Consider the following 23,301-nt stretch of genomic DNA (forward strand, 5'->3'; position numbering starts at 1 on the left):
CTATTGGCGCTAGAAAGCATTCAGCTCTGCCAGGTGTGTATAACTGCCGTTATAACTTTCGCTGATGATGACCTTCACATAACGGCCATCCTGGAATGCGGGCAGGAACTGCGGTTGCAGATCTTTGGTATTGGCCAGTGTAAAGGTACCGGCGGTGGTCCAGGTGGTATTATCATTGCTAACCTGCACCTCTACCTCCTTCGGTTTACCTGCGTTATCGGACTGCCGGTCGAGAAACGACACGCCATGGAGTGTTTTTACGGCTCCCATATCGAGTACCAGGAAATGCGGTGGGCCCGGACTTCCGCCTTGCCACTGGGTATGCCAGTAGGTAGCAGGGTTGTTATCCAGCACAAATTCGGCGCGGCCATTGTTGGCTCCCTCCCCGTTGGCTTCCTGCGAGGAGAAAGCGATAATCTTCCAGCCGGTGCGGTCGTAAGCGGGATAGTCGCTCAACTGCGGTTGTGCGCGTACTTTAAAAAAAGTAGTGGTGAGCTTTGTATTAATTTTTTCCGAGGCATCTTTAATAGCAACCGGAAGCAGGTAATCTTTGAGAAAAGCAATAGAACCCGGTCCGTTAGTTTTCACAAAAATCTTCAAAGGGCCGGTGGAGAGTGTTCCTTTCGCAATCACTGCGGAAAGGGTACTGAGTTGATAACTTTTATCGGGCATCACCGCATAGCTGGTGCCATTGGCCTTGTTAAAGCTATCCACCAGTTCATTACTGACCTCAAAATTTACTTTGATATCGGCAGTGGGGTAATCCTGCCCGCCGCAACTGGCGGAATAAATAATTTCCTGGGCGGTATCTGAAATTTTCAGCGTATATGCCCGGGGAACATCCACTGCCTGGGGCATGTAAACCTTTACATAATTCTCCAGTGGTTGCTGCGGCAGGCTTACCTCATCTTTACAGGAGGCCATGAGTAAGCCTAAAAGGAATAAAGGGAACAGGTATATCTTAGTGACGTACATACAAATAGTTTTAAGGAGTGATAGTTACCAGCCTGGATTCTGAACGATCAGTTTTGTGCGGTCCATTTCGTACTGGCTGATGGGGAACCAGGTAAGTGCAGGAATATAGATATGCCTGCTGGCGACTACCCGCTGATAAAAATCGTTACCGTCTTTATTGATATTCATCCCATGCATGTCTCCCATTACCTGTGCGGTTATTTTCCAGCGCCTGATATCGAACCAGCGGTGGCTTTCATACGCCAGTTCAATCCTGCGTTCGAGGCGGATCTTTGCCCGCATATCTGCCTGTGAAGCGGGAACAGGCAAGGCTTCCGGCCCACTGCCATACTGTGGTACACCGGCACGTTCGCGGATTTTATTGAGATACACCAGGATATCAGGATCATTGGGATTATATTCATTGAGTGCTTCCACATAATCCAGGTAAATTTCGCCGAGGCGGAAAATAATTTCAGGGCGTTCCTGTTTTTGGCCATTACCACCGGAACCTGCGTTGGTCTGGGAAGCAATGTTTTTCCTCACGAGATAGCCTGTTTTGGTCCAGTCGGTAGGATGTCCGTTTTTACCATTGGGACCTGACAGGTAGAAGGTCACCGGTGCGGCTGCTTTCATGCTTCCCCCCTGCCATACACAGTTATTGTAAATCACATCTGCATAAAACCTTGGTTCGCGGTTTACATACATATTGCTCACGCTTACGCCGGCAACCGTTGTAAAGCCTGTTTCGGAGTACAAAGGTGATTCTTTGATGGATTTACCATCTTTCATCAGGTAAGCGTCTACCTGTTCCTGTGTAACACCTACTCCACACCAGCCACCTGCCTGGCGGGGCATGGCATTTACGTCGCGGTCGGGCAGGCCGTTCTTTTTACGGACAAGGATCTGCTCCGGGTTCCATGCCTGCAGGAAGATGCCCTGCATTGATTTTACCGGATCACCGGAAGGATCTTTGTAAAGACTGTATAATCCGAGGTCTATAACTGCTTTGGCGGCATCTGCTGCTTTTTTCCATTTTTCCTTATCATAGCTCTGCGAGATGAAGAAGCTGCCGTCGTGATTTTTGAAAGTAGCGAGATCTGTGTTGCCGTTGTACAAGGGACTGGCAGCGTACAGTAGCACCCTGGCTTTCATTGCCAGTGCAATGCCTTTGGTCATTCTGCCCATTTCAAGATCACTGGGCTGGCCATTCGCGGAAGGCACCAGGGGAAGCACCTGCGCGGCGGAATCCAACTGACCTACTACATAGTTCACACATTCATCGAAAGAACTACGTGGCAGCTGTAAGGCGGACGCCGGAGCATCCGGTGAAGCGGGATTATCACCTGTTAATACAACAGGGCCATATTGCCGCATGATCTGAAAATAGAAAAATGCGCGCAAACAACGGGCTTCCGCGTGGTACTGATCAATCAGTTGCTGCCCATTTACATTGCGGATTTCGACATTTTCATTGATATGCGCCATGAAATAGGAAGCAGAGCGGATACCATTGTAATTATGTCCCCAGTTGTCGAACACCGGATTGCCCGGGTTAATATTCCCCATGTTCAGGTCATATACCCGGTATTTAGACCAGGTAATATCGCCTTCATCGGCGTTACTGAACCAGGGCACGCCTTCCCATACATTGGCATCGTCGGCGATATAGCTGTACACGTTGGCCAGGTATTGTTCAGAAGCTCCTTTTTTGCGGAACACTTCTTCTATGGTGATACGATCGTTGGGCACCTGGTCGAGATATTTGCCGCATCCGCTCATTACGAGGAGACCGCAAAACAATAAGATCGTTGTGGATATAATATTGCTGTTCATTTTTTCCTGCTTTAGTCCTTATCTGAAAGTGAGTTTAGCGCCTATATTGAAAGTTTTCACGAGCGGATATTTCGCTCCACGGCCATCGCCGAGTTCTACATCCCAGAGTTTAAACCCGCTGATGGTAGCCAGGTTGTTGCCGATGAAATAGATGTTGGCGGCAGACAGACCGGCCCTTTTCAGCCAATGCTGGGAGGAGAAGGTGTATCCGAACTGCAATGTCTGCAGGCGGAGAAAGGCGCCGTTTTTCACCCACCAGGAACTGGTGGCATAGTTCATATTATCATTGCCATAGGTAAGCCTTGGATAGAAAGGAGTTGGATTGGGGTTATCGGGGGTCCAGCGGTTGGTGATTTCTGCGAGCAGGTTGCCACGTTCGCCGCCCTGACTGAAAGGCCGGAGGCCATCTCCATTCAGCTGAATATCCACATTACTGATGCCTTTGAACCAGCCGGCCATGTACCAGCCTTTCCAGCTGATGGTAGGACCGAAACCATATACAATTTCAGGGATACTGCCATAGCCGATGGGACCGGCATCGTAGCCATCTATTTTACCATCACCGTTCAGATCTTTGTATTTGATATCACCAGGCATGTTTACGCCTGTTTGCTGGGGGCTGCTGGCCACATCTTCTTTTGAAGTAAAGAGACCGAGCGCAGTGTATCCGAAGCGCTGACCAAATTTACGCCCGATATTCTGCTGCCAGGGATAAGGCCAGGGTGCATTGGCATCGTTGATAATGATGGCGCGGTTCCAGGTAAAGTTGCCCCGGAAGCCCACATCTACCTGCCCCCACTTCTTGTTTACTTCCAGTGTACCTTCCACGCCTTTGTTGTGTATTTCCCCGAGATTGGCCCAGGGGAGGTTACGGATACCGGTGTAGTTGGGCACATCGCCACGCTGACGGAAAATATTGGTGCGGTTCTCATTAAATACATCCACCACCAATGATACCTGGTCGTGGAAGGTTTTGAGTTCTATACCGAGATTCGCTTTCTTTGCTTTTTCCCAGGTAACAGATACTGCATAATCACCGATATCATAACCATTGATTTCGTTATTGATGCCATTACCGCCATACTGGTATTTATCGTTGCCACCGTCGATGGTAGAGATATAGGCAAAGCGGCGGCCGCCGATATTACCGTTACCCGCCAGACCATAGGAGAAGCGTACTTTCAGGAACTGTATTTTATTGAGCAATGGTTTAAAGAAATTTTCTTCCGAAGCCACCCATCCCACAGCGCCGGAAGGAAAGAATCCAAAACGCTTGCTGGGCTCAAAGGTTTCAGAACCGTTGTAGCCAAAATTTCCTTCTGCCAGGTATTTATTATCATAAGCATAAGTGACCCTGCCCGCCACGCCTAAAAAGCGGTAGGGAATGGAATTGATAAAATCTCCTGCAAACGCATCAGATTTATCCGACTGGGTATACACCGCCATACCGGTGATATCGTGTTTGCCGAAAGTACGTTTGTAGTTCAGTGAGGCTTCTGAATAGAACTGCCGGGTGCCTCCGTTGGAGCGATCATAGCCGAGGTAGCTGGAGCCGATAGATGTTTGCTGCGTCAGCAGATTTCCCTGAGCATCCCTGCCGGTAGCGAGGAAGCCATCTACTGATTTGGTACGTCTGATGGTATGTGCATTGTAGTTATCAAACGAAAACATACCGGTAGCAGACAAACCCTTGAGCCAGAAGCCAAGGTCCTGGGTAAGACGGATATTACTCCATAACTGGCTTCTGAATTCAGATACATAGCCGGTTCTGTTCAGCATGGTATAGGGATTGTTGATATCGCCGGTACGCAGTTTTGAATTCTGTCCGTTGGAGTAAACAGGTGGAATAAGAATGGGCGGCAGGTTGTAGGCAGCGCCCCATATATCGTCTACACTGCTACCTGGAAAGTTACCGTTGCTGATCCAGCCGGAAGCGCCAAAATCCACCTTTGTTGTTTTGGTTAACTGCAGGATGAGATTGGAGGTAAAATTATAGCGGGTAAATTTTATCTGTGCATTATAATCCGAGAGGCCATCTGTTTTATACATTCCTTTTTCGTCATAATAGCCTATGGAAAGATAGTATTGCGCTTTATCCGATCCGCCGTTGGCATTTACGCGCGCCCTGCGGTTCTGGCCAAATTTATTGAACAGTACATCAAACCAGTCCACATTTGGATACAGGTCCGGATCTTCTCCGCTGGCGGTTTTGGCGATCCTGTCTTCCGAATACTTGGGTAACGGATCATTAGGGTTACTATTTTTATATGCTTCATTTGCCATCCGCATATAGGTAATACCATCTGCGAATTTCGGGATGCGGGTAAACTGGGTGAGGCCCTGATCATATTGTGCATTCATCAGTGTTTTGCCGGGTTTACCCTGTTTGGTCTGAATGAGAATCACGCCATTGGCGCCTCTAACACCGTACACGGCGGTAGCAGAAGCATCTTTCAGGATACTAAAGCTGGCAATATCTTCGGGATCCACGTTGGCGAAATCCCTTTCCACGCCGTCTACCAGTACCAGCGGACTGCTGCTGGTAAAGGTAGAAATGCCACGGATATATATTTCCGCATTGTCGTAACCGGGCTGACCGCTGCGTTGTACACCAATGATGCCGGCCACGCGGCCGGCGATGGCATTGGTCAGATTGGCGGCGGGTAATTTCAGATCTTCCACGCGGATGCTGCTCTGCGCACCAACGGCGGTGATTTTTTTCTGCTGGCCGTATCCCACTACTACTACGTCCTGGAGATTGGAAGCATTATCGCTTAAGATAATGTCTACCTTACGACGGCCTTTCAGCGGAAATTCCTGGGTCAGGAAACCGATATAGGAAAAGATGAGTGTTTCTTCTGTGCTGGTTACTTTCAGGCTGAAAGCGCCGGCTTCGTCCGTTTGTGTGTTGCTGTTATTTGATTTACTGCGTACAGTTACGCCGGGTATGGGCTGTCCTTTGGAGTCGGTTACTTTCCCGGTGATCACCTGGTTCTGCAGCGGAGCGGCGCTTCCTTTTGCGCGCACTACCACGGTATTCTCTATCAGGCTGTAATCGAGCGGCTGATTTTTGAAGCAGTCGTCCAACACCTGCTTCAGTGGCTGTTTTACGGCGTTAACAGTAACGGGAGATGTTTGCTGCAGCAGTTCATTCTCAAAAATAAAAAACATACCGGATTGCTGCTGCAGTTTTTTAAAGACCTCTCCCAGCGGCTCATTTTTTACATTGAGTGTAACCGGTAAAGGAGCCCGCTGAGCTTTCAGCAACGTGGGTAAGAGCAAGGCTGACAGAAAAAAGAGCATCGTCCACCCTTGAAGACATAGGAATTTTACTGGCATGCAGGAGCGCGTCCTGTGCAGCCATGAACATGGAATACTATTCATCTGACAAGTAATTAAGAAAATAAAAATGATTCGATCTTATACTAAGAAAACGTGGCGGTTTGGTTGATTACTATCGTATTGTTACTATGATGCTATTTTTTTGTATCGCGAAAGTCATGGAGCCTGTTAATTCAAGCCGTTTCAGTACTTCATTGATTTTTTCATAACGTATTATTTTTGCGCTGAATTTTCTGTTGGCATTTCCTTTGGTAAAGCTGACATCCATATTATACCAACGGCCTATTTCCGTCATCATATCTGAGATCCGCTCATTCTCAAAAGCAAAAATCCCTTCTTTCCAGGCGGTTACTACTTCTGTATTCACCTCCTTCATCCAGTAACGGTTTCCGGACAAATCATAATTCAATTGCTGCCCGATATGGAGCAGCTGGTTTTTCCCGCTTACATTCACATTCACCGCACCGGAAACCAGTGTTGTTTTTGATATCTTTTCTTCCGGATAGGCTTTGATATTAAACACCGTACCGAGCGCCTGCACGGTGGTGCCATTTACATGTACAATGAAAGGATTGGCAGGATCCGCAACTACTTCAAAGCAGGCTTCTCCCGAAAGATATACTTCGCGTTTGCCAGCAAAGAAAACAGGATAGCGCAGGGAGGAAGTGGTATTCAGCTTTACTTTGGAACCATCTGCCAGTACAATGGTAAACTGTTCACCAGCGGGGGTGCTGATGCTGTTGGTATCCGGTATAGCCCTGGTATCGTTATGCTGGCGGGAATAGGCTAATTCACCGGCGGCCTCCTTACTGGCCGATGCTCCCTGAGTGGCTGCCACCAGGCCTTTTCCCGCATCAGAAAGAGAAATCATTTTCCCGTTGCTGAGGGTGAGCCAGGTTTTTTTCTTTGGTATGCCTGCCGGATGCACAGTGGCCACCGCCATGTTTTTTGGCGGTGGGGCAGAACGATATTGCCAGAAAAAAGCGGCGCCGATAGCGATGGCTGCAACGGCTGCGGCGGCCCACCACCTGCGGTACCCCGATCGTTTTACCGGGTAGAGTGCCGGTGGCCGCATTTCCTCCTGCAACCTCTTCAGTATTTTATCTCTCAGTTCTTCTTTTTCTTCTTCCGCTATTTCCCCCGCTTCCAGCTGTATGTCGTCCTGGTGAGCGAACAATGCCGCTATCTCGCCAGGAGTAAGCTCTCCAGCCAGGTATCGACGGTATTGAATGAGGAATTCTTCTTCGGTCATGCTAGCATCCTTTGCTTATAAGTATGAAAAAAAACATCGCACACACATAAACCGGGAATATTTTTTTTTTAATTTTCTAACAACTATCTTTTCTGCGTTTTTCATCAATCAGTTGCCAATGTTCCCTGTAGATATTCCGGATATTCAGTTATGGAATGCCGTTCGCGCAGACGATCAGCAAGCGTTCACACGCCTGTTCGACAAGTATTGGGGATGTGTTTACAAAACGGGATACAGGTATTTAAAGGATAAAGAAGTTTGCCAGGAAATAGTGCACGACATTTTTCTGAGTTTATGGAACCGGCGGCATGTACTGATCATTGAATCTTTTCCTGCGTTCCTGCTCACTTCCACGCGGTACCAGATCTACAGCCGGAAAAAAACAAAGCAATTAATCCTGGCGGATACCGATGCACTGGAGGTACATGAATTTACCGCCAACGAGGCCGATATGCGGCTCCGGCAATCAGAACTGCAGGATCAACTGCAACAACTGCTGCTGCAGTTGCCACCGCGTTGCCAGGAAATATTCCGTATGAGTCGTTTCGATTACCTGTCGAATGATGAAATAGCAGGCCGGCTGCATATTTCCAAGCGGACGGTGGAAAACCAACTGACGTACGCATTACGGCATTTGCGTATTCATCTGAAAGATATTGCTACTGTATGCTTATATACGCTGCTTATTACGCAGGATCGGCTGCTCTGAATGTTCTTTAACGGCAACAGCCCGTTTCTCCGGAAAGAAACAGGCTGTTTTATTTAGTAGTGCTTCCTGGTTAGTGTAAGATGATTTTCCGGACTGCTTTTGTATAACGTTCCACCACATAGAGGTTTCCTTCCCTATCGATGCAGATGCCGGTGATGTTGTTATAAGTAGCCTGGTTCAGGGTGCCATCGTCGCTGCCAATAGCAGGTGTAGCCTGCCCTTTCCAGCCGGTGATCCGGGTTACCTTTCCGTCTGCAATAAGGCGGATGGCATTGTTGTCGGCCGCATACATTTCCCCGGTCAGCACATTAAATGCCAGGCCCCTGAGATCACTGAAAGAAGCGGTAGCCAGCGACCCATCGTTATACCCCCATTGACCACCTGCGTAAGTAGTACGTGTGTTGCCACTGATTTTAGAAATATAAGGATAGTTATTATCACCCACAAAGTAGAGCGCCCCATTGCTTTCAATAGCCATTGTGCCTTGTGCGCTCATATTCACGTTTGTGCCCATGGGACTGGCATTGCCGGCGGCGTCCAGTTTGTATACACCTGCATATTGTGCACCCACATACAGGCGGCCACCCGGATCTACCCCTATTCCAACCGGCGTAAAGCTTACCTGCGCAAAAGTAGTTACTACTGCACCAGGGGTTACTTTACGGATATTCCTATTGCCCTGATCGCATATATAGAGATTATCCTGCGCATCTATGACGATAGCGACGGGGATGAAAAACGAGGCTTCTGTGCCTGTGCCATTGGTATTACCTGTGGCGCCACCTGCTTTCCCGGCGAAAATGCTGACCGTTCCACCAGGCGTCACTTTTTTGATGACAGCATTATCCAGCACAAAAGCGTTGCCTTTGCTATCTACAGCAATGCCCTGGAGATAGCTAAATACGTTCTGATCGGGGCCGCCAACGATGGTGATCACACCAGCCCGGCGGAATACCGGACCAGTAGCGTCGAGCGCCCCCACCTGCACTTTCAGGGCGCCGGTGGTGATGCCTACGGGTACCACTACCCGCAAGGTACTGTCGGTGGCTTCAGTAACCGGTACGGTGATACCGTTAAAGGAAACGGTATTGGCAGCGGGATCAGCACTAAAGCCCAATCCTTTTACCAGTACTTCCGTACCTGCCAGACCATTGTCGGGGACCAGTTTTGAGATTCCGAGCGACTGCTCCTTAAACAGCGGCCCTACAGATGCCTGGTCATTTACCGTTACCTGCACATTACCATTACCTGCACCGGCTGGCACCTTTACACTCAGGTTACGCTCTTCAGACGCCATTACAACCGCCGGATGTCCGTTGAAGGTAACGACCACCTCTCCCGGCAACGTGCTGAAATAATCGCCTGTGATGTCTATAATGGCCCCTGCCGGTGCGCTCAACGGTAATACCGTTTTGATCACCGGTTTAGGTACTACTGTAAAAATCTGCCCTATTGTTTTCTGTCCGTTCACACTCACTACTACCGGACCGGTGGTAACACCTTCCGGCGCATTCACGACCAGCTTACCGGCAGCGGCGCTCACTACAGTGGCCTGCTTGCCGTTAAAGGTGATCAGGTTGCCTTCCATGGTAGTATTAAAACCTTCTCCACTGATAGTAACGCTTGTACCGGCGCCGCCTTTTACCGGTTTCATGGCACTGATGGCCTGGAACGTAAAATCAGGGCCCGTCACTTCTTTCCCATCTACCTTTACCGCTACTTTACCGGTACCTGCTCCTTCCGGAACAGCGGCTACCAGCAAAGTATCAGTGGCGCTGGTAATGATTGCAGCCTTACCGTTTACACTCACCACTGCCGGACCAGACATGCTGCTGAAGCCCGCCCCACGGATCACGATATTCGTACCTGCCGGACCGTTAGCAGGACTGATGCCGTGCATACTCAGTGCCTGGTAGGTGTAAGTGCCTGCTTCTACCTTGCGGTCGCCCGTTTTTAACGACAGCACACCGCTGCTGCCTTTATCCGGTGCCAGTACAATGAGTATGGAATCCCGCGCATCCAGTACTTGGGCTTCAGCGCCATTGAAATCCACTACCACATCTTTACCCAGGCCCTGCCCTTTCAGGGTGACAATAGTTCCCGCGTTGCCGCTGTTGGGCCAGAACGATTGTACGTTCATGGCAGCTGCATCGTTGTGCCGCTCTCTTTTGCAGCCTGCTGCCAGTATTAGAAAAGCAGTCAGCAGGTATAAAGTATATTTCATTATTGGTACTTTAACGATGATTAAAAAGAATACCTCATACCCAGCTGTACCTGCGCCCTTGAATTCAGGAAGTCCAAAGAGTAAGGCTTACCCGGATTTTCAAACGAGTATACAGGGTAACCGTTCAGGTTCTGTGTAGCCGGGAACAACGGTGTTAACCCTGTGCTGGCAGTAGAGTTAAAGGTATTGGGTGAAAAATATACCAGGCCCCAGGCGCTGTTTACCAGGTGTGTGAGGTTCACGATATCCACAGTAAACGTGATAAATTGTTTACCACCAAAATGATATTCCTGTGCAAAGTGCAGATCTGCCTGCACATTCCAGGGGGTACGGCCGGCGTTGCGTTCGGTGAACTGACCGCGACGATGGCTCAGGTATTTATCTCCGTCTATATAAGCATTAAATGCAGCAGCCTGTTGCTCTGCGCTCACCCCTTTATTATCGCGGAAGAAATTCACGGCGTCAGCGGCCTGCGGAATGTAAAGCAGACTTACCTGCTGTGGTAATCCCTGGATGCTGTTGTTTACAATGCCATAGGTAAAGGGACTACCCGACTGGGCGGTAGCAAATACGGTGAGGGTACTTACCCAGCTTTTATTCCATGCTTTGTGATAGGTAACATTACCTACTATACGATGACGCACATCAAAGTTAGACCATGCCAGCCCCGGGTTATTTGGATTCAGGGCCTGGTTCAGCTGCCAGTTACTTTCCATGGAGTTACGGATCCCGTTGGATACATCTTTTGAGCCACCATAGGTATAAGCCAGGGAGAACTGCATACCGGAATTGAAGCTGCGGTTCACACTACCGGTGAAGCTGTAGCGGTATCCTTTCGTGGTATTACTGAGTAAATAGGCATTGGAAAAGTGCGGGTCTGTGGTACCACTGTAAATAGGCTGCTGACGGTCTTTATCGTAGGGATAGTATTTAGGATCGTCTTTAATATTCACCTGCTGGAATAACACATCTTTCAGGGTTTTGGTATACATGGCTTCCACCGTATATTTAAACCCGGCAGGGCTCACATAATCCAATCCAACGCTGCTGCGCCATACCTGTGGCATCACAAAGTTGTTATCGATTACATCTACCTGTGTTTTACCTACGTTACGGTTATTCATCTGCGCACCGTTCTGCTCAATAAACTGGCCAATGCCATTTGGATTTGGCTTCAGCGGATCAGTCCCCGGCACAAATACCTTCGCATCTGCTTTCTGATCATAAGATCCGTAGTTTACGCCATTGTTATAATAGGCATAAGCGATCCAGGCAAAAGGTATGCGGCCCGTAAACAGGCCGGTACCACCACGGAGAATGAGGCTCTGATCTCCTTTCCAGTCGAAGCGGAAACCGAGGCGTGGTGATAGTTGAGCTTTGCCCAGGTAACCATTGTTGATCCGGTTCAGGGGAGTGTAGGTAAACGTAGTACCAAAAGCGCCATCCGTTTGCGCATCCCTTGTTTTATCGCTCAGGGCGGGCTTTTCCGGCAACCAGGTATAGTCGGCGCGTAATCCCGGGATCACTTTCAGTTTATCGGTGACCTGTATTTCATCCTGTGCATACACGCTGTGCATGTTAATATTGAACTGTGCTTCGGGATGTGCGAGGATATATTCGCGGCTGTTGTTGGTGTAATTGTAACTTCCTCTCACACGGTAAGGCGTGTTGTTGAGATAATCATCGATGCTCAGGTAATCTACCCTTCCGTTCCAGCTGTTCACAAAGCCGTAGTCGATATGATACAGTTCATTGTGGGTACCTAGTAAAACGGTATGCTTTCCTTTTCTGTAGGTGAGGTTATCGGAGATTTCGATGGTACGTTGTTTCATGTTGAAGATACTCGCTTCACGGTCGGTACCGAGGTAGATGGTGGTACCGGGTGTGCGGCCTGCAATCTGTACCTGTGGCAGGGTTGGATCGGCGTCCGGGTTGCGTTTATCGTGTACGATGCTGAACCCGGCGATGAAGCTGTTGGACCAGCGGCTGTTGAAACGTGATTTTAATTCCATCACCGTAGAGCTCTGGTTGTTCACCTGCTGGTAGGCCATGCTGCTGAAGCGGAAATCCTGCTGATCCCGGTCCATGTTCATGGCTTTGGACGTGATGGTATTGTTGCGGAGCGAGAGTTGGTGTTTATCGTTGATGTTCCAGTCGATGCGGTTAAAGAACTTCTGCGAGCGGGAGTACGCGGTGTACTGTCCGGCGGTGCCAGGATCGAAGCTATTCCCATATCGGCTGAGCGTAGCATTGCGGATATCATCGGCATCTTTTCCGTTGAGGATATGCGCGGTTTCGGGCTGTCCAACCACCAGTTGTGCGGGATCCTGACGGGAAGTGATTTCTTCGTTGGTAAAAAAGAATAATTTGTTTTTAATGATAGGAAAGCCCACTCTTACGCCAGCCTGGTAATCATAAAACTCATTGTTTATTTTACCATTAGGGCCTTTTCCGGTGAGACCGGCATTCCGGCCGAAGCCGTATACGGAGCCGGTAACCGTGTTGGTACCACTGCGGGTTACCGCATTGATACTACCGCCGGTGAAGTTACCAATCTTCACGTCGAATGGAGCCAGATATACCTGCATGTCTTCGATGGCATCCAGTGACACCGCGTTGGTGCGGGTACTGGAGCCGGGCATGCCGGAGCTGCCGGTGATACCGCCTGCAGACGGACTGAAACCGATAGCGTCGTTGTTGATGGCACCGTCGATGGTCACGTTGTTATAGCGGAAGTTGGTACCGGCAAAAGAGTTATCGCGGGAGCTCTGAGGCACCATCTTCGTCATGTCCTGCAGGCTGCGGGAGATGGTGGGCATATTGGCCAGCTGCGTACGGCTGATGTTTTGACCGGCGCCGGTGGTATTGGCCGAAGCGGCTTTCTTAGTGCCTTTTACGGTAACAGCTGCCAGATCCGTTCCGCCTGCGGTCATTACAACGTTGAGTTGTAATGGTTCCCCGAGCCGTACATTGAGTTGTTCCCTTTTCTGCGCCTGCATGCCCATCATGGTGATGCTCACGGAGTAAGGACCACCGATGCGGAGGCCCGGGAGATAGTAGCGGCCATCGGTACCGGTGATCACGCCGTAGCGGGTACCGGAAGGTTCATGGATGGCCAGTACGGTGACCCCGATGAGGGGTTCTTTTTTATCGTTGGTAATTTTTCCGCTGAGGGTACCATTGGTTTCCTGTGCCGTTGCGGGGTAGCCCACGCAAAGCAGGAAGGCGAAAAAATAAGCTATGTATAAAATTTTATTCATCACTACTGATTTTCTTTTAATACCTGGTCTATGATATGCAACACGCCGTTGCCAGCCATAACATTGGCTTTTTTCACCTGTGCCGGAGTGCTGTTACCCGGGCCGGTGATGCTGATACCGGTGTATTTCACTCCTGACTTCAGCAGCTGAATGGTGGTGTTATTGCCGTTTGACATCGCCTGATCCGATTGACCGGACGGGCCGGTGGTGAGGATGTAATCATAAACAAACTTCCGGCCGCTGAACAACTGGTAGGCCAGCATTTCCCGTAGTACTGCCGGGCTTGTGGCGTTAATGCTGTCGATAGATAAAAAGCCTGCCTGGCGGAATGCCTGGTTAGATGGCGCAAATACCGTATAGGCATCTTCTCCGGACAGCAGTTCCTTTAACCCGGCCTGTTGCAAAGCCACATTCAGGAAGTTGAGTGTAGTATCAGCGGAGATAGCGGCCGATAAAGTTTTATGCGTCAACGGTTGCAGCACGTTGTCCAGCACCTGGATCACACCATTGCTGGCGGGCAGGTTGTAAGCCAGCAGCGGCGTACCGTTGATGGTCAGCAGGGTATCCGTACCTTTCACCCAGCGGGTCACATACATTTTTGCTCCGGATACAGAAGTCAGTTCCTGGTTAAATTTAAACGGTAGTTTGTTCAGTTCCCAGGTACCATTCACAATGTGATAGGACAAAAGACTGTTGAGGACATTACCGCTTTCCGTGAGCACTGCCTGCTCGTTGGCATAGCCGGCTTTGATGAAGGCGTTGTTATCCGGAATCATTACCGTGTAAGGACCGGGACCTGCCAATGTGTTGCGGTACCCGGTTCTTCCGAGGGCGGTGTTGAAGAAAGAAAAATTGAATTTATTATCGTCGATGATATAGCTCAGCCGGTTGATTTCGTCCGGACCGGCCGCACTATCGTCTTTTTTTGTACATGCAGCCAGCAGCATCAACAGCACACCTGCATATCTTCCTATTTTCATGGATACATTTTTTAGTTTGATGGTATAAAGAGATCATCTACTTCGTGAATCACACCGTTGAACACGCGGATATCCCTTGTTTTCAGTCCGGTGTAAGGCGTGGTAGCGCCGTGTCTTTTTACACCTGGTTGCCCGTTGTTGTTAATAAAATCCAGGCTGATGTAAACGGGCGGACCGTAATACATCTGGCCGGGCTGGAGCAGCAGGTGTGTCAGTGACCGGGCGTTGGTAGCCAGGTCATTGGAGAAGTACACCTTACCTATGCGGGCATCCCCATACAATTGCAGGGTAGGATAAACTTCCATCCCATGCGCAAACAGGATAGAATCTATAGAAAGTGTTGGTTGCTGATAATACATATTCTCATCGTAATCGGGAGGTGGCAGTGGCCAGGAGCGCAGGCAATAATTAAGAATATCTTCTGCATTATTAAACCCGTGCTTATGGAATGCATCATTATTGGGTGCATACAAGGTTAACTGTCCTATCTGTTCACCTGATTGCAGGATGGTCATGACCCCGAAATCCATCCATTCCGACTTATAGAGGCTATCCGCAATAAGCAGGGCATCGCGGTATAAACTGAAACGCGGCTCCGCCTCTATGAATTCCCACATGGTTTGCGTTGGCATCGGCACCAGGTGTTCTATCGGGTAGATGATACCATTGGAGGCCTGCTGGTACCGGCCCCATTTGTTCATACCTTTTCCGTCTACCAGGAGGCTATCACCGGCTTTACCTATGAAAACAAAATCCAGGTAATCCCTGCTGTACCAGTTTTCACGGCCTTCCATAGAGCGGGTAGATAAGGTAGCTACCGGCGTATTACCCGGTATCACCGCCATACTTTCCGGCATCAGGCGGGCTGGCAGTACATAGAAGGCCAGGAGGCCATCCAGTTCTGCAGCCGTCGCGGTTTTTATTTTATCGGCAGTCCAACCGGCTTCGTCAAACGCCTTATCGGTGGGTATCAGTACGGAAAAGAAGCCTGAACCACTTTGTTTTAATCTGGCTTCCATACCAGAACGTTGCCACGCATCCCGGAAACGGGTATACGAAGAAGTAGCCAGCAGTTCCTGCCAGGTTTTATCAGGACCTGCTTCATGCGGCACGGGCTCACCTACCGGTTCCGGTTCAATGTCCTGCTTACGGCAGGCCACAAAAGCGAGGAGTATTAATAGCAGTACGGGTAACTGTAATTTCATCGGTTTCATTTTTATTGCTTCATTAAATCCGGGTTCAGCATCAGGTCACTGATCACATGCACAATACCATTGGTACACAGGTGATCCGTATTCATCATGCTTCCTGCATACGGGATATGGGAAGGCCCATCCGGGTTTGCTCCCCAATTCAGACCATACATCATTCCGATGTTCAGGCTGACGGATTCCGTGTTTTCGTTACTGTTGTGGAAATACGCCGGTGCGATACCATAGCCGCCATCGAGGAAGGCAACGTTGGAACCAAATACATTTGTTCCGCCAATGATATAGCCATCTGCAGAGAAGATATGCATAGGCCTCATCTGCATGGCATAAATGGCAAAAACAATCGGTTTATACGCTGCGGGTTTCATAGCAGCTATTTTCGCCGCCGTAATACCATATTTTTCAAAGGCGCTGTTTACCGGTACATATACGGTGAGCGGATTTTTTGTTTTCAATTCTTCCCATAATCCAAACTGCTTCATAGCGGCCGTAAAGAGGGAAAAGCTGGTATCTTTGGCGATATAGTCCTGCACCGTCATCTTATAAAACTGTATGGGTCTGTAGAGAATATGAATCACTCCATTAGCCAGGGCGATATTTCTTTTGGCGCCTCCCATGATAAAAGCACCATTCACAAACGTATAGAGGTCTGACTTGATGTATTGGTCTACTTTATCAGTCGACACATAGAGTTTTTCTCCTGCGAGCGTAGTGTACTTATTATCCATCTGTCGCGGAAAGGTGGAAATAAAGTAGCGGTCGCGTATCATGTGGTACCGGAGCATAAACCGCAGGCTGTCCACGTCCATACGGTCTATTTCTTCCGGCGTAGAAATCCCGATCCTGTTGAAGGCAGCGTTATCCGGCGCAAAAAAAGTGATGGCACCGGCCTGGTTCAGCGAATCCAGCAGACCTGTTTTTTTCAACGCGGCACTTAACAGGCTCAGATCATAATTGTTTTCGATAAATGTACCCATGTTGCGTGGTACAGTGGTTTTATCAATTGGCGGCGTCAGGTTATCCTTGCTGCATGCTGCCAGCAATAACAATCCCAATATGCCGGCCCATTTATATTTCATAAAATTGTTCATACGTTCAGTGTTTAATAAACAGGAGGTGCAAACTTTCGCTGAATGGTGGTCACGTAAAATTTGCGGTTGATATACTCAATGGTATTCACCGTAGCAAAAGAGCGTGGATTGGTGGTACCGGAGTGGATGCTGACGATCAGACCTGTACGGAGATCCGCTCGGACCAGGAAAGGCAGCTGTCCTGTTTTGTCCTGGTTACCATAATCTCCCAGGATCAACCCGGAGTAACCACCAACCGGCAGATTATCCGGGTAAGTCAGGGCTTCCGGAGAATACCCGGCTCCCAGGAATCCGAACTGCTGGCTCATATTGCCGGCAAAAATTTTATTGCTGCTACTATCCGGGAACAACGGGAAGCTGTAGTACGGCGCCACTTTTGGGTCGAGAGAATGAATGATCTGCCCCATGGGTACACCCCGGTAACCGGGAATAGCCGTGAGGGTGGACCCGTTCCGTCTGTTCAGGGAATAATACACCTGCATGGTATCCTGCAACTTGGTGCTGACGAGGTACTGGTTGGTGATTTCATTCGGCGACAGCTGGAACCAGTTGATGGAACTGAGATTATAGAAATTCACATATACCAGCGAATCAGCAAATGGCTGTTTGGGAAAGGTTTCCTGGCGCAGGTACATAAACGGTCGCTGACTCACATACTCTTCTATGAGGGCATGCATCGTATATACTTCTCCGGCCGACAAATCGATGGTGGTGTCGATGAGGGTAACACCTTTTTCCAGTGGCCCCAGTTCGAAATAGGGGGTGTTATTGAGCGGGCGGGTACGGAAAATGATATGATGTTTTCCGGAAGGCACCTGCGCCCAGCTGGATAAATCATAACCATTCACGATAGGTGCGGCGAGTACTCTTTTGGTGCCGGGAAATTCCTTCTGCCAGATTACATTACTGGCGGCATCGGGATAAGGCATAGCCCACTGAGCACGCTGATCCAGGAAATCGCCGGTAACGGCGGCACTCACCGGGATGCCTGCTTCATCCAGCACGGGATCAATCATGAAGGTAAAGAAAGGTTGCGGTGCATCTTTATTACCCAGGTTCTGATTGTATTCGATACAGTTGAACACCCGCAGATAAGCAGGACTGTTCAGGGTAGCATATTCCGTTTTGCGACAGCTATACAGCAACACAACTGCGCATAGTACCGGTAGTAAAAAGTATAGTCTCTTCATAAACGACTCAATTGTTATGTTTCACAATAATCATCCGTGCTTTTTCTGTAGCATTGGCAGCAGTGCTGCCTACAAGCGCAACGGTATACACACCAGGTTCGCTTTGTGGCAGTTCCGGTGTTTTATAAAGTTCCGGGCGGGCTATAAAATTGCGGCTTGTGAGTGGTGTGATACTGCGGATCCAGTCGCCCGGCAGAACACCTGGATGTGACGCATAGGAGAAGATCCGGCTGGGGAAATTCACATACATCATTACATATGGATTGTCTGTCATCGGGGCGCCCAGTGCAATATGCTGTGCAGCGCTATTAGTATTCGGCAGCGTGTTCAATCCTGGAAAAGGCAGGCCATTGTCTGCGGTGAAGGTAACTTCCTCCATATCGGGGCAGAAGTTCATAAAGCGTATCCAGAAAGGCCATGCATCTTTGAATATACCATAGGAGCCATCTTCAGTAGCGGTGCCTCCAAAATATTTGCCGCTCATGTTATTGGCCGATACCGAAATAGCGGGAGTGCCATCTTTGCGGTGGTAGTACCACAGGGTGAGATTGTCTCCGGGTTGTAGCGGCAGGCTACTTTCGGCAAGTACCTGTCCGCCGTCTCCCAGTGCTTTTACTATATGCGTGCCCGTTGTATAACGGCTGTAGGTGGTTTGTTTTGTATAAGGCAATGCTGCACCCATCGGCTGTCCGTCTACCTGCCAGGAAATGGTTTTGCCGGCGGCGGCATTAACACCCTGGATGCGTGCGTAGCTGATATTTACCGGCTCCGGTACATCTGCAATGATGCGAAAGATATTACTCTCCGTATTGGTCGTTTCTCCGTTGGGGTTTCCGGTTGGTATTTTTGTTTCCATGGAACCAGCTACCACAATGGTATAAATGCCACCGGGCTGGTACGTTTTTATAGGTGCAAAAGTGAGCCAGGTATCCTTATTTCCGCCGATACCGGGTGTTCCCTGGAGGTCCATCAGCGTACCGGTTACGGGGTTGGTGGTATTATAACTGCCACTGGCGGGCACTTCTTTCCCCTCACTGTTGAGTACTTTGAACTGGTAGGTACCGTAAGGCAGTTCCACATAAGCAGAATATGCACCCGGCGCCACATTGGATAAACCCGGTATAGCAGTTCCATCTGCGAGCGTAACGCTCATCGGGCCATTCCGATATAGCCCGGGAACGGAATGTCCATCCGGTGTGGAACTCAGATTGAGGAGGCGTACCTTGCAGCTGCCCGCATCTACTGCCGGCGAAATATCGCGGGGAATACGGAACAGGGAATCTATAAAGCCAGCCTGGTTAGGACGGAAGCGTACGAAATAATAATCGGCCGGTTTATTCACATCTTCAACAGCGCTGAAAGGGCGTGCCGGCGGCGCACCTACCTTCTGGCTCAGGGAGCTGAACATAATACTGTCTGCACGGCCATTTTTCAGCAATGCAGCCGGGATGGTGTAGGTAGTACCTAAGCGGCCGTTTTCCGGGAACCAGCGGGTACCGCGTGTTTGATCGGGACCATAGCCACCTTCAAAATCCGGTGCCGTAAAGCTGGTGAGTTTCTGGCCATTGATCTGTAATTCCGTTGCCCCGGCCAGATTCACCAGGCGCATGGTAGATGCTGTAAGTGGTTGCTGGTTTACACGGTTATCGTAACTATAATCCAGTTTTTTTGAGCAGGCAGTCAGTAAGACTGCCGCTGCCATGAGTATATGCGTAGTTTTCATTTTCATCATTGAACTTTTACAGGTTGAAAGTCAGGCCCAGCATAAATTCTGTTCCCCGGTAAAAACTTCTGCGTACATATTTTCTTCCGTAAAACATGCCACCGGTACCGGGGTTGGCATATACTTCTTCCACCGGACGATCGAGGATATTTTTGGCAAAACCTTTCAGCTGGAGGCGTTTCAGCAGTTGTTGTGAAAACACGATATCCAGTACAGGATTGGGCCTGGAATACAGATCCGGTGTACCATCGAGATTTACCTGGATCAGCCGCTCTCCTACCATGTTGAACGTAGTGGTGATATCAGTACCTGAATTCCTGTTATTGTAGTTCAGGAAGATATTCATGGAATAAGGCGCCTGCTCAAACAGGGGACTGTTTTCCGGTGCGCGGCGATCGATGGCACGGGAAGCTTCCAGTCTCTCTTTCGTCTTTTTAATTTCACTTTGTGCCAGCAACAGGTTAGATCCGAGGAAGAAATTCTTCAGCGGCGCATATAGCAGACCAAGATTTTTAACCACTTCCAGCTCGATGCCGTATACATGGCCTTTGTTGGGATCGTTCTGGAATTCTATCGCCGGAAACTCCGGGAAACGGGCTTCCAGCCCGGAAGAATTCTGTTTGAATACCTTGGTCAGCTGGTTATCGATCTGTTTGTAAAACACGGAGGCCGACAATACCTCACCCGGATTAGGGAACCATTCCCAGCGGAAATCGTAGTTGGTAGTGCGTTGATTTTTCAGTTTGGGATTACCTACTACCAGTGCAAACTGGAAAGGATCAAAGTCGAATACGTTAGTGAGTTCACGCAGTTCCGGCCGCGCCAGGGTGGTATTATAGCCCAGGCGGAAGTTCATATTTTTATTCAGTGTATAGGTGAGGTTAGCAGAGTAGTAAGGTTCGTAATCTGTTTTGTACACGGAGTTAGGCTCTGTGTATACCAGGTTTACCTTGTTACCGCTGGCATCAGTAGTGGTGATACTTGGATCGAGGAATACATTGGCGGTATCTACTGCTGCCTGGATATCCGTCATCTCAAAACGCACACCACCGGTGAGGCGCAATTGTTCCGTCAGGTGCAGATCCAACATGCCGTAGAAGGCACGGGTTTCGTAGTAGCCTTTATAGTTATTGGGGGATTTCTGGATGTTGTATAAATAACCACCGGTACGCGGCGCGCCTTCTTCATTGTAAGTGGAGGGCGGACGGATACCGATACGGTCGTAACCCACCAGCTGATCGAGATTACCATTTACCTCGTACAAAGGCATGGGGCCGGCAGCGGAATAATTAGATCCCGGGAGATAGAGTACGTTTTCGTTAAAACTTCTTCTCCGGTGAAGGTAATTTACGCCTGTTTTAAATTCCTGTTTCTTATCCAGGGCTTTAAAGGGCAGGGTGAGATCCGCTTTATAGTTGTAGTTATTTTCTTTCAGGTAACGGAAGCGGCGTCCATTGGGATCGGCCTGGATGATACCATAAGGACCGTAGCCGTTTACGTAACCCGATACCAGGGAATACAGACTGTTGGTAGCATTTACAGGAGGAACACCACCGGGTGTACCGGGTATACCAGGATAAGAACTGCCGCCATCCAGGCGATAATCGGCCAGGTTTACAAAGCGATAATCCGGATCATCCTGTGTGGAGGAAGAGGTAGCGAGGTTATAGCTCAGTTTTGGCGCATATTCATTTTTGGCAAACTTATGTTCTCCCTGGAGGTTGAAGGTATTGAGGGTACGGTAGCTCTGGCGCAGGGAAAAGATCAGGTTATATACCTTGCCTGGCAAACCGGTATATTCATACGCACCATGCAGGTTGGTAGCACGTGTTTCCGCACCCCGGCTGCCCAGGTACTGCATACTGATTTCGTGCTGAGGGCTGAAGCGGTAGGTAAGTCCACCCAAAAATCCATAGTTGAGTGTTTGTGTGCCGGTGTTCTCCTTGTAATTCAGGTACTTCCCCAGGTTAATGTTGTTGGGGGTAATATAGTTAGGGATCACGCGGGGACTGTACAATGCGCTGTTGCCGGTGAGCACGCCCTGGTATACACTATACTGGGTCAGCTGGCCGTCGTAGATATCGTTGGTGCGGTTGTAATAATTGGCGCCGGCTATTAATCCTACCTGGTGTTTCTTAAAAACCGTATAACTGTTACCGTAAGTCACGGAATAGATCTGGTTCAGCGGCGCCGTTTTATATTTTGTGGTCAGTACGGGATCGAAGCCATGCATAATACCATTGATGCGGTTGGCTTCTGCCAGTAAAGCCGGATCATTGCGGCTGTTGGCGATTTTACGCTGGATCTCGCCCAGGCCGCCGGGGTATTGTTTTGACAATTGCTGAAAATCATTGGACAAACCTTTGGACTTTACTTTTTGTCCGAGGAAGCCCATGTCGCTGTTATAAAAACTATTCACGTGGCTGCCCGTTTGTGAGTTCATGCCCGTTTGCGCGGAGATGGTCAGCGTTTCGTGGTCGGGTACTGATTTTGTTTTCAGTTCCACGATACCTGCGGCGGCATCAGCAGGTTTATCAGAGGTGGTGGTTTTATAGATGGTGATGTTGTCGAGCAAACCGGCGGGTACCAGGTCCAGCGGAATAGCGGACCTGTCGGGGTCTGATGACGCGAGGCGGATACCATTCAGCTGACCGATTACGCTACGGTCGCCCAGGCCACGGATGGCCACATATTTATCGTCGGTCACCGTTACCCCCGATACCCTTTGCAGGGCCTGGGTAGTGGTGATACTGGCGGTTTTTTCGATGTTCTGTGCAGAGATCCCATCGGAGATCATGGCAGAATTTTTACGGTCGTTGAGCATCATCACTTCCGTGTTGGAACGTCTGCGGGCATCAACGGTAACACCGCTCAGTGTTTTGCTGTCGGGTTTGAGTTGTACCGCCAACACCGGCAGACTACCGGCCTTTACCATTTTGGTGGCGTACCCTACATAATACACCACCAGCACATCGCTGGTATCTTTTACTTCTACCCAGAAGCGGCCGGATTCGTCTGCAGTGACCACTGCGCCTGTACTTTGCGCCATAATTTCAGCGCGGGCAATGGGGGTGTTTTTTGTTGCGTCTGTGACCATCCCCGTTATGGTCCTTTTGCGGGGTGCTGTTGATTGTTTAACAATGATTTTGCGGACAACCACTTTACGGCCGTCTACCGCTTCGAATTCCAGCCCGGTGTCCTGTAAGAGCCAGGTAATGACTTCGGCCACTGTTTTGTTATTCAGATCGGCGTTATATTTCTTATCCAATGCTTTGATATCGGCGGGATTGTAGAAGAAAGTGATGCCTCCCTTCTGCTGCAACCCGATGAAACATTTTGCGATGGGTTCATTCCTGAAACTGATGCTGACCTTTTTCTGCAGGAAGCTTTCCTGTGCCATAGCGGGCAAGGCAAAGCAAAGCAGGATCCACATACATCCGTGTAAAATTTTTTCCTTCATTCGTTGTTGATTTAAAAAAAGAATATCCATTACCGTCCGCAGTATGCGGATGGTTCATTGTTTTAAGCC

General features: G+C 49.3%; 13 protein-coding genes. 1 reads left to right on the plus strand and 12 read right to left on the minus strand.

Annotated elements, in window-relative coordinates; translation table 11 throughout:
• Positions 1 to 9: 9 nt before the first annotated feature.
• From BMW79_RS28390 to BMW79_RS28405, 4 genes are all read right to left on the minus strand, one after another.
• Complete coding sequence (locus tag BMW79_RS28390; protein ID WP_089901303.1) at positions 10 to 975, minus strand: discoidin domain-containing protein; 966 nt, start codon at positions 973 to 975, stop codon at positions 10 to 12.
• Between the two features lie 24 nt (positions 976 to 999).
• Positions 1,000 to 2,790, minus strand: a complete 1,791-nt coding sequence (locus BMW79_RS28395) for a RagB/SusD family nutrient uptake outer membrane protein (RefSeq protein WP_089901306.1) — start codon at positions 2,788 to 2,790, stop codon at positions 1,000 to 1,002.
• A gap of 18 nt (positions 2,791 to 2,808) precedes the next feature.
• Positions 2,809 to 6,093, minus strand: coding sequence for a TonB-dependent receptor (locus BMW79_RS28400; RefSeq protein ID WP_177192374.1), 3,285 nt, complete (start codon positions 6,091 to 6,093; stop codon positions 2,809 to 2,811).
• Positions 6,094 to 6,244: 151 nt separating this feature from the next.
• Entirely contained in the window at positions 6,245 to 7,384 is a 1,140-nt protein-coding gene (locus BMW79_RS28405; RefSeq protein WP_089901313.1) for a FecR family protein, read from the minus strand.
• A 118-nt stretch (positions 7,385 to 7,502) separates the two neighbouring features.
• Between BMW79_RS28405 and BMW79_RS28410 the strand changes: the two genes are divergently transcribed.
• Positions 7,503 to 8,093, plus strand: coding sequence for an RNA polymerase sigma-70 factor (locus BMW79_RS28410; RefSeq protein WP_089904365.1), 591 nt, complete (start codon positions 7,503 to 7,505; stop codon positions 8,091 to 8,093).
• Between the two features lie 70 nt (positions 8,094 to 8,163).
• Here BMW79_RS28410 and BMW79_RS28415 read toward each other — a convergent pair whose 3' ends face one another.
• From BMW79_RS28415 to BMW79_RS28450, 8 genes are read right to left on the minus strand one after another with little or no spacing between them, the layout of a single operon-like run.
• Positions 8,164 to 10,317, minus strand: a complete 2,154-nt coding sequence (locus BMW79_RS28415; RefSeq protein WP_089901316.1) for an IPT/TIG domain-containing protein — start codon at positions 10,315 to 10,317, stop codon at positions 8,164 to 8,166.
• A 20-nt stretch (positions 10,318 to 10,337) separates the two neighbouring features.
• Entirely contained in the window at positions 10,338 to 13,577 is a 3,240-nt protein-coding gene (locus tag BMW79_RS28420) for a TonB-dependent receptor (protein ID WP_089901319.1), read from the minus strand.
• A 2-nt stretch (positions 13,578 to 13,579) separates the two neighbouring features.
• Positions 13,580 to 14,557, minus strand: coding sequence for a fasciclin domain-containing protein (locus BMW79_RS28425; RefSeq protein ID WP_089901322.1), 978 nt, complete (start codon positions 14,555 to 14,557; stop codon positions 13,580 to 13,582).
• A gap of 11 nt (positions 14,558 to 14,568) precedes the next feature.
• Positions 14,569 to 15,762 (minus strand): fasciclin domain-containing protein, encoded by a 1,194-nt coding sequence (locus BMW79_RS28430; protein WP_089901325.1) that lies wholly within the window; start codon positions 15,760 to 15,762, stop codon positions 14,569 to 14,571.
• An 11-nt stretch (positions 15,763 to 15,773) separates the two neighbouring features.
• Positions 15,774 to 16,859 carry a fasciclin domain-containing protein gene (locus BMW79_RS28435; protein ID WP_089901328.1) on the minus strand — a complete coding sequence of 362 codons (1,086 nt, stop codon included), beginning with the start codon at positions 16,857 to 16,859 and terminating at the stop codon, positions 15,774 to 15,776.
• Between the two features lie 11 nt (positions 16,860 to 16,870).
• Positions 16,871 to 18,049, minus strand: coding sequence for a hypothetical protein (locus BMW79_RS28440; protein WP_089901331.1), 1,179 nt, complete (start codon positions 18,047 to 18,049; stop codon positions 16,871 to 16,873).
• Between the two features lie 7 nt (positions 18,050 to 18,056).
• Entirely contained in the window at positions 18,057 to 19,778 is a 1,722-nt protein-coding gene (locus BMW79_RS28445) for a DUF4397 domain-containing protein (protein ID WP_089901333.1), read from the minus strand.
• A 10-nt stretch (positions 19,779 to 19,788) separates the two neighbouring features.
• Positions 19,789 to 23,232, minus strand: coding sequence for a TonB-dependent receptor domain-containing protein (locus BMW79_RS28450; RefSeq protein ID WP_089901336.1), 3,444 nt, complete (start codon positions 23,230 to 23,232; stop codon positions 19,789 to 19,791).
• Positions 23,233 to 23,301 lie beyond the last annotated feature (69 nt).

The sequence above is a fragment of the Chitinophaga arvensicola genome (assembly GCF_900110835.1).
In the GTDB taxonomy this organism is placed as follows: Bacteria; Bacteroidota; Bacteroidia; order Chitinophagales; family Chitinophagaceae; genus Chitinophaga; species Chitinophaga arvensicola.